Below are 7,886 nucleotides of genomic sequence, written 5' to 3'. Positions count from 1 at the left end.
GTCATCCCTTGCTCGAGAACCTTTGTCACCGCATTCTCGACCGTATACGCGTCTGCCCCCGGCGAGGTGGCGCTGATGTTGACTGTCGTCGGCGCAATCTGCGGATATTGCGAGATCGGCAGCGTGGTGAGTGCCAGAAGGCCGCCCAGCATGATCACGATGGCGATCACCCAGGCGAAGATCGGCCGGTTGATGAAGAATAGTGACATCGCTCAGTTCCCGGTCGCGGCGGCAGGCGCCGGTTTCGCCGCATTGGACGCGGCCGGTGCGGCGGAAGTGCTCTGCCCGCGGTCCTTGACCTCGCCGGTCGTCTCGTCGATCGTCACTTCGACACCCGTCGCATCGCCGCCGGGGCGCACCAGTTGCATGCCCTCGACGATGACGCGGTCGCCGTCGCCGACACCCGAATCCACCAGCCAGTTGTTGCCGACGCTGTTGCGCACGGCGAGCACGCGCGTCTCGACCTTGCCCTGCGCGTTGATGACCATCGCCGTGGCCTCGCCCTTGGTGTTGCGGCTGACGGCACGCTGCGGCACCAGGAAACTGTTCTGGGCAACGCCCTCCTCGACCAGTGCCCGCACATACATGCCGGGCAGAAGCAGGCGGTCGGGATTGGGGAACTCGGCCCTGAGCGCAAAGGTGCCGGTGGTCTGGTCGACATTGGCGCCGGCGAATTCCAGCTTGCCGGTCTGCGTGTAGATGGTGCCGTTCTCGAGCTTCAGCTTCACGCTGACATTGGGCCCGCTGAACTTCAGCCGCCCTTCCGAGATCGCCTGCCGCAGATTGAGCAGGTTGGTGCTCGACTGCGTGACGTCGACATTGATCGGATCGAGGGCACGGATGGTGGTCAGCACCGTGTCCTGGTTCGCGGTCACCAGCGCGCCCGGCGTCAGCGTGGACTTGTCGATGCGCCCGGCGATCGGTGCCGTGATGGAGGTCCGGTCGAGGCTGATGCGCGCCGTCTCGGCACTGGCCTTGGCCGAGGCGACATCGGCTTGCGCCTGCGCCAGCGTGGCGGCGGCATCGTCATAATCCTGTTTGGAAACAACGTTCTGCTTCAACAGGCCGGCATAACGGTCGAACTTGGCCTGCGCCGTAGGCACCGCCGCTTCCGCCTTCTGCTGTGCGGCGACCGCGCTGTCGTAGGACGCCTTGTAGCTCGCCGGATCGATGAGGTAGAGCGGCTGTCCAGCCGCCACCTCGCTGCCCTCCTTGAACAGGCGCTGCTGGATGATGCCGTTCACCTGCGGGCGCACTTCGGCAACCAGCGAGGCCGCCGTGCGTCCCGACAGTTCGGCGGTGATCGCCACCGATTGCGGATGCAGGGTGACGACGCCGACTTCCGGTTTGCCGGGCGCGCCCATGCCTGCGGGGGCGCTGCTCTCCTGCGAGCAGGCCGCCAGCAGAAAGGCGGATGCGAACATCGCGGCCCAGGGCGCCAGACGGCGTGCCGGCTGCAAAGACGGGCTAGGCTGGATAGACATGGACTGAATGATCTTTCGCTGGAGTTGCGGGCGCGGGCAATCGACCGCTTGGTCGAGGCATGCCGGCCGATATCTTGATGGTGGGCCGCGCCGGTCTGCGGGCGGCGACGAGCAATGCTTCGAAGCGGCTCATGTCGCGCTCCTTCTCGGCGGCCAGAGCTGCTCGAAGGTCGAGTAGCCGGCCGCGATGCCCACCAACATCATTATGCCGATCAGCGAGGACATGCCAAGCGCCTTGCCGGAATTCACGCGATCTTGCGGTCATGATGCCCATGGTTGTCGAGCGGCTGCGACAGCGGGAGCGACAACCGCCAGGCGGCGAAACTCAGGCGGATCGCGCCCTTCAGCGTGTCGACCGGCGGGGCCAGCGGCATGCCTCGCCCGACAGGACCGAACGAGAGCCTCGGGCTGGCGGACGCGAGCAGCCGCAGCATGATCATGGCTTCCCACATTGTCGTGCTTCCATTGCAGGGTTCGAATTGGGCATGGTTCCGAATTGGCGCGATTCGAACTGGGCGTGATCGAAACGAGGATGGCGGAGATACGCCCGCCATCCCCGGAGAACCGGCCGACCCGAGAACGGGTTGGGTACCGGGCCGGCCGGTGCAGTCGGTCAGAGTTGCTCGTCGTTCCCGGGCTGGGGCGGGAGCTGCCTGCCATCGTTGGGCAGGCCTCTGGGGCCGGCTGCATCGTTCGGCGGACCGCCCCAGGGACCGGGGGGTGATCCATGGGCACGTTCCGCCGAAGCGAGGAGTTCGAGTTGTTCGGGCGTCAGCTTGGCGCGCAGTTCAGCGATCGCCTCCTTCAGTCTGCCGGCCGAAACCGCGCGGGCGGTAACGTCGTCGGCCAGCTTTTCCTGGAATGCGAAGGGATCGGGCTTGCCGCCCGGGCCTGCTGCGTCGGGGTCCTTCGCTTCAGCACCAACGGGCCGCCCGCGGTCAGGCCGAGGCTGCGAAAGCACCGCCTGCAGCGCGCTGGTGTAGTCGCGCCAGGCGTCGAGTTGTTCGGTGCGGATGCCGACGCGGGTCTCCAGCGCGGCGAGCCGGGCGGCCAGCATGAATTCCGGCGGCGGACCCATGCGGCGGGGGCCAAAGCCTTGCGGGCCGAAACCCTGCGAACCAGGTCGCATCGGTCCATGCGGGCCGGGTCCATTCCGGCCGTGGCCTGCCCCATCCTGCATGGCCATGACAGGGGGCGGCTCACCGGGTCCGGCGCCGGGGTCGGGCTGCGCCGCCAGCGCGGGGTGAATTGCGGCGACGGAAAACAGGCCGAGCGCAAGAAGTCTGCTTGGCATAAAGATGTTCCTTTCTCTCATGCTTCGGACGGTTCAGAGGATAGGAAGCGTCTTTGTCCGCTTCGCGTCGGCGTGTTGCCGAAGGTTTCCGCAAAAGGGCAATTTGTTTCCGAATGTTTCCCATGGCCCGCCGGAAACGTTCGGTTGCAATTTTCCATGCCGCTCGGGCGCGGCTCTCCTATAATCGCGGCAAGCCCCTGCAATCACGGGTCCCAATATTCATCGGCAACGGCACGGTCATGCAGTCACAACCCCATATCCTCGTCGTCGACGACGACCGCGAGATCAGGACGCTTCTCCAGCGTTACCTCGACAGCCAGGGCTTTCGCGTCACGGCGGCGGCGGACCGGCGCGAATGCGAGCAACGGCTTGGCTCCGGCCAATTCGACCTGATTGTGCTCGACGTGATGCTGCCGGACGGCTCGGGGCTCGATGTCTGCCGCGGTTTGCGCGACCGCAAGCCGCACACCCCGATCATCCTGCTGACCGCGCTGAAGGAAGATGTCGACCGCATCATCGGCCTGGAACTCGGCGCCGACGACTATCTCGGCAAGCCGTTCAACCCGCGTGAGCTCATTGCCCGCATCCGCGCCGTGCTCAGGCGCTCGACGCCCGAGGAGGCGCCCGCGCCGCCGCGCGCGCGCATCTACCGCTTTGCCAGTTACAGGCTGGAACCGGAGACCCGCAAGGTGACGGATGCGCGAGGCGTGGCCGTCGACCTCACCGGCGCCGAGTTCGATCTTTTGCAGGTGTTTCTCGACCGTCCCGGCCGGCTTTTGTCGCGCGACCAGCTTCTCGACCTGACGCAGGGCCGCGAACGCGATCCGCTGGAACGCTCGGTCGATGTGCTGGTGAGCCGGCTGCGCCGCAAATTTTCCGACACCGGCGACGGGCCGCTGTTCAAGACCGTGCGCAATGGCGGCTACCAGCTCACGGCGCGTGTCGAGACCGTGGAGAGCCACGCGTGAATTCGCTGCGCCGCCGTCTCATCCTGCTGTTGGTCGCCTCGATCGTCGGCGTCGTCGGCCTGGCGACGGCCGCCGTCATCAGCGTGCGCGGCGGCGGACCGCCGCCGGAACTGACCGTGCCCTGGATTGCCCAACAAATGGAACTGGTGGTGCGGCTCTTGCCGGGGCCGATCCCCGACGTCCTGCGGGTTCAATTCGCCGATCATCCGGCGGGCGGCAAGGTGGCTCGTGCGGAAACGGCGATGCTCAATGACATCCTGCACCGCCGTGGCCTCGACTTTCCCGCGGTCGTCAACGAGAAGACGGACGAACCCGGCCAGATCGCATCGATGCACCTGCCCGACAGCCGATGGGCGATCATTGAAGTGCCGCACCTCAAGCCGCCGCGGCGAGAATGGCTGGTTCTGGCCGGCTGGATCTCGCTGATCGTCGCCGGCGCCACGGCGGTATCGGTCTATTTCACCTCGGTGCTGATCCGACCGCTCGAAATGCTGGAGGCCGCCGTCTCCAAGATCGGATCGGACGGCGTGCTGGCGACGGTGCCGGAAGTGGGTTCGGCCGAGGTCAAGGCCACCGCGCATGCGCTGAACCAGCTCTCGTCGCGGCTGCGGACCGCCATGGAAAGCCGCATGCGGCTGGTCGCGGCCGCCGGCCATGATCTGCGCACGCCGATGACGCGCATGCGGCTGCGCGCCGAATTCCTGGACGACGAACGCGACAAATGGCTTCACGACCTCGACGAACTCGATCGCATCGCCGACAGCGCCATCCGCCTGGTGCGCGAAGAGGTCAACCAGGACGCCGTCGAAGCGGTGGACCTGGCAAAGACGGTGCGCGATATCGAAGCCGAGATGGTGTCGCTCGGCCATGCCGTCTCGATCGGGCACCTGGAAAAGGTTTGCGTGCGCGCCGGCGCGCTCGGCCTGCGCCGCGCCTTGCGCAACCTGATCGTCAACGCCGCCACCCATGGCAAGGCGTGCCGCATCGACCTGGCCGCGGCCCACAATCGCGCCGTGCTGACCATATCGGACCATGGGCCGGGCATCCCCCCGGAACTCCTGAACAAGGCGTTCGAGCCCTTTTTCCGCGTCGACCCCGGCCGCCTGCAATCGATCCCCGGAGCTGGTCTTGGCCTCGCCATCGCCAAGGAAATCATCGAGCGCTACGGAGGCACGGTAACACTGGAAAACCGCCGGGGCGGCGGGCTGGAGCAGACGGTGGTGTTCGACGCGGTGTGAGGGTTGGCGGTCAGCCGAGTAATGGGCGTTGCGCGTGGCAACGACGAAAAACAGAGACGATGCTGCACCGCGCAAAGCTAATGGTTCCAAATCATTTCTTCACGGAGCCAGGGCCGGATCCATATAGACAAAATATAGATTACGGAATTTCCTGTGGTCTAACAAAGAACTAGGCTGTCAAGCCACGAGATCGCAAATCAACCGAGGCGGGAACATCGGCAAAATTTAAACCACAGCGTTTAAGGTCTGAGAAAAATCGCCAGAATTGACGAGAAACGCTCGGTTTTCTCAATTTTTTAGCACTTGCTCACATAAGTATTTCAGCTGGGTAGATTTTTTGTGTTGCGCCGCACAATGCCGTAGCCGAACGATCTCCTGGGGGACTCGTTTGCGACTGGATATGCGCCGTGGAGGATCCCGCCAGGTTGACCAGCTTGAGCTACCCGTCCGTCGATTTCGAGCGTAGGTTTGACGATGCCTGCGCTCTGGCGGGTCTCGCCCGCCTTGGCCTGCCGCTCGAAACGGCCGGCTGGCGGCTTGGTCGCGGCCATCACGCTGGCGGATGCCGCTGATGGGAAGCGCCCGCGACATCCAACTGGATGCGTTGAGAGCCATCGCCGTGACGATGGTGTTGTATTCCCATTTCTTCGCCGCTGGAGGATCTTCATTCTGGGGCCATATCGGCGTGCGGCTGTTCTTCGTGCTGAGCGGCTTCCTGATCACGCGCCTGCTCCTGGAAGCGCGTTCGGCCGCCGAATTCGAGACCGGTCCCGCGCTGCGATCCTTCTATATCAGGCGAGGCTTGCGGATATTTCCGCCCTATTTCGCCGTCCTGGGTTTCGTCTGGCTGGTCGACCTGGACCAATCCAGGGGATCGCTGGTCTGGCATGCGCTTTACCTGTCGAATTTCTGGTATGCGCTGCGCAATGACTGGAACCCTTGGGTGCTGTGCCATTTCTGGAGCCTGAGCATCGAGGAGCAGTTCTATCTTGCCTGGCCGCTGGTCGTCCTGCTGGCCCCGCGCCGCCGCTTCGAACAGATCTGCATCGGCGTCATCGCACTGTCGCTGGCCTATCGCTTTTACTGGCCGCTCACCGCCAACACGACGCTGGCGCGCGACCTGCTGCCGCCGGCATCCATGGATGCGCTGGCGACGGGCGCGCTGCTTGCCTGCTGGCGATCCAGGGGCGCGGCCCTGCCGCACTGGATGCGGCTCAGCTGGCCTGCCTTCGCGGCCGCATTCCTTGTCATCGAGTGGTTTGTGCCTGCGCCCGCCGATCCGATGCTCGAATGGACCCATTGGCTGGTGCGGCAAGTCCTGCCGCTGGTGCCGCTGATGGTCATCGTCGCAGCCTGTTCGCGCGGCCTTGGCGGCACTTTGGGAAAGCTTGCCGAACTGCCGCCGCTGCTTGGCCTCGGCCGCATCAGCTACGGCGTCTATCTCTATCATCCGATATTGCTGTCGCTCGCCGTCAAGGCGCAACCCTGGATTCCGCTCAACGTCTCGGAGCAAGGGCCAGGGCGTTTCCTGGTTGCGAGCGCCGCCACGATTGTCGCGGCCTCGATTTCCTGGGTGGTTTTCGAGAGGCCGCTCAACAGCCTGAAGCGCCACTTCCCCTATGTCGCGCGCACCCGCTCCGCACAGGGCAGCCATGGCGGCTGGCTCGCGACGGCGGCTGGCGGATCGCCCGATGGCCGCACACCGGCGCTCGAACTCCAGCGCACGGATGCCAGACGATGACCGCCGCACCGCTCGTCTCCGTCCTGTTGCCGGTCTACAATGCCGGTCCCTATCTCGCCACCGCGCTGGGAAGCATCCTGCGGCAGGATCACAGTCGCCTGGAGATCATCGCGATCGATGACGGTTCGACCGACAATTCGCTCGAGATACTCGAGCGATGCCAAAAGGCCGACAGCCGCATTTCGATCATCTCGCGCGAAAACCGTGGCCTTGTCGCGACGCTCAACGAAGGGCTGGCGATCGCCCGGGGCGAACTGGTCGCGCGGATGGACGCCGACGACGTCGCCTATCCCTGGCGTTTGTCGCGCCAGGTGGCGCTGTTCGAGCGGCGGCCCGAACTGGGCTTCTGCGGCGCCGGCGTCGACATGTTGATCCGCGGCCGCATCGCCAGGGGCAGGCCCGATCCGGTCTTCCAGTTCGGCCGCATCCCCGTATTGGCGATGTTCTTCACGATCTTCATGCACCCGACGGTCGTCTACAACAGGAAGGTCATCGACGACAGCGTCCTGCACTATGACCAGGCCTACCGGCATGCCGAGGACTTCGATCTTTTCAGGCGGCTGGCCGGCCGTTACCCGGCAGCCATGATGCCCGAAAACCTGGTCGTCTACCGCGTCCATCAGGCAAGCGTGACGAGCCGGCACGTCAAGGAGATGCGCAGGACGCATTTGCGGATCGTGGCCGAGAACCTCGAGCGCGAGGGCCTGGCGCAGGCCACGCGGGACCTGCGCGACATTGGCGATGCGGTCGGCCACGGCACCGTGGCCCGTGCGGCCGACTTCATCGTCGCGCTGGAGGAGGAGATTTCCTCGCTGCCGGCGGCGACGCGGCCGAGCTTCGAGGCCGGCGCGCTGAACCTGTTCTATTTCCTCTACCAGCTCGTCGCCGACGAAAACCAGCCCGCGCTGACGCATGAATTGCTGACGCGGACCGCGAAATGGAACGTCATCCGGCGCCGCGAACAATATGCCCTGCGGCCCGGCGCCTGGGCGCCCTGGCTCAGCCTCGCTTCGCTGTCGGCCGCCAGGCAGGCCGATGCCATGGCATACTTCTTCAAATCTGCGCCCGCCGCGGCGGTTCTGGCACCTTATCAGGCGGGCTGAGGCATGATCGTCAAAGTCAACCAACCCCTGCAGCGCGATCGTTCGACGGCGCTTGGCC

8 protein-coding genes are annotated in these 7,886 nt (G+C 65.3%); 4 read left to right on the top strand and 4 right to left on the bottom strand.

Annotated features, from left to right (window positions below; translation table 11 throughout):
• From EN914_RS16645 to EN914_RS16630, 4 genes are all read right to left on the bottom strand, one after another.
• Positions 1–209, bottom strand: a 209-nt coding sequence (locus EN914_RS16645; protein WP_164778760.1) for an efflux RND transporter permease subunit, incomplete at its 3' end; no start/stop codon positions are given.
• 3 nt (positions 210–212) lie between these two features.
• Positions 213–1,484: an efflux RND transporter periplasmic adaptor subunit gene (locus EN914_RS16640; protein ID WP_013530682.1), complete on the bottom strand. Its 1,272-nt coding sequence runs from the start codon at positions 1,482–1,484 to the stop codon at positions 213–215.
• A 245-nt stretch (positions 1,485–1,729) separates the two neighbouring features.
• Entirely contained in the window at positions 1,730–1,924 is a 195-nt protein-coding gene (locus tag EN914_RS16635; protein ID WP_245497825.1) for a hypothetical protein, read from the bottom strand.
• A 173-nt stretch (positions 1,925–2,097) separates the two neighbouring features.
• Positions 2,098–2,778, bottom strand: a complete 681-nt coding sequence (locus tag EN914_RS16630; RefSeq protein ID WP_013530680.1) for a hypothetical protein — start codon at positions 2,776–2,778, stop codon at positions 2,098–2,100.
• Between the two features lie 239 nt (positions 2,779–3,017).
• Here EN914_RS16630 and EN914_RS16625 point away from each other — a divergent pair, with 239 nt between their 5' ends.
• The 4 genes from EN914_RS16625 (at position 3,018) to EN914_RS16610 (ending at position 7,828) form a co-directional block, all read left to right on the top strand.
• Positions 3,018–3,746: a response regulator gene (locus EN914_RS16625; RefSeq protein WP_024501679.1), complete on the top strand. Its 729-nt coding sequence runs from the start codon at positions 3,018–3,020 to the stop codon at positions 3,744–3,746.
• On the top strand, positions 3,743–4,984 hold the full coding sequence (locus EN914_RS16620; RefSeq protein WP_024501680.1) for an ATP-binding protein: 1,242 nt from the start codon (positions 3,743–3,745) through the stop codon (positions 4,982–4,984). The genes EN914_RS16625 and EN914_RS16620 overlap by 4 nt, the downstream gene beginning before the upstream one ends.
• Before the next feature lie 571 nt (positions 4,985–5,555).
• On the top strand, positions 5,556–6,725 hold the full coding sequence (locus EN914_RS16615) for an acyltransferase (RefSeq protein WP_024501681.1): 1,170 nt from the start codon (positions 5,556–5,558) through the stop codon (positions 6,723–6,725).
• Positions 6,722–7,828, top strand: coding sequence for a glycosyltransferase family A protein (locus EN914_RS16610; RefSeq protein ID WP_024501682.1), 1,107 nt, complete (start codon positions 6,722–6,724; stop codon positions 7,826–7,828). Before EN914_RS16615 ends, EN914_RS16610 begins: the two co-directional genes overlap by 4 nt.
• Positions 7,829–7,886 lie beyond the last annotated feature (58 nt).

Source organism: Mesorhizobium sp. M7A.F.Ca.CA.001.08.2.1 (assembly GCF_003998455.1).
Classification (GTDB): domain Bacteria; phylum Pseudomonadota; class Alphaproteobacteria; order Rhizobiales; family Rhizobiaceae; genus Mesorhizobium; species Mesorhizobium ciceri.
Note: the sequence above shows the minus strand (reverse complement) of the source record. Positions and strands in the feature narration are given on the sequence as shown.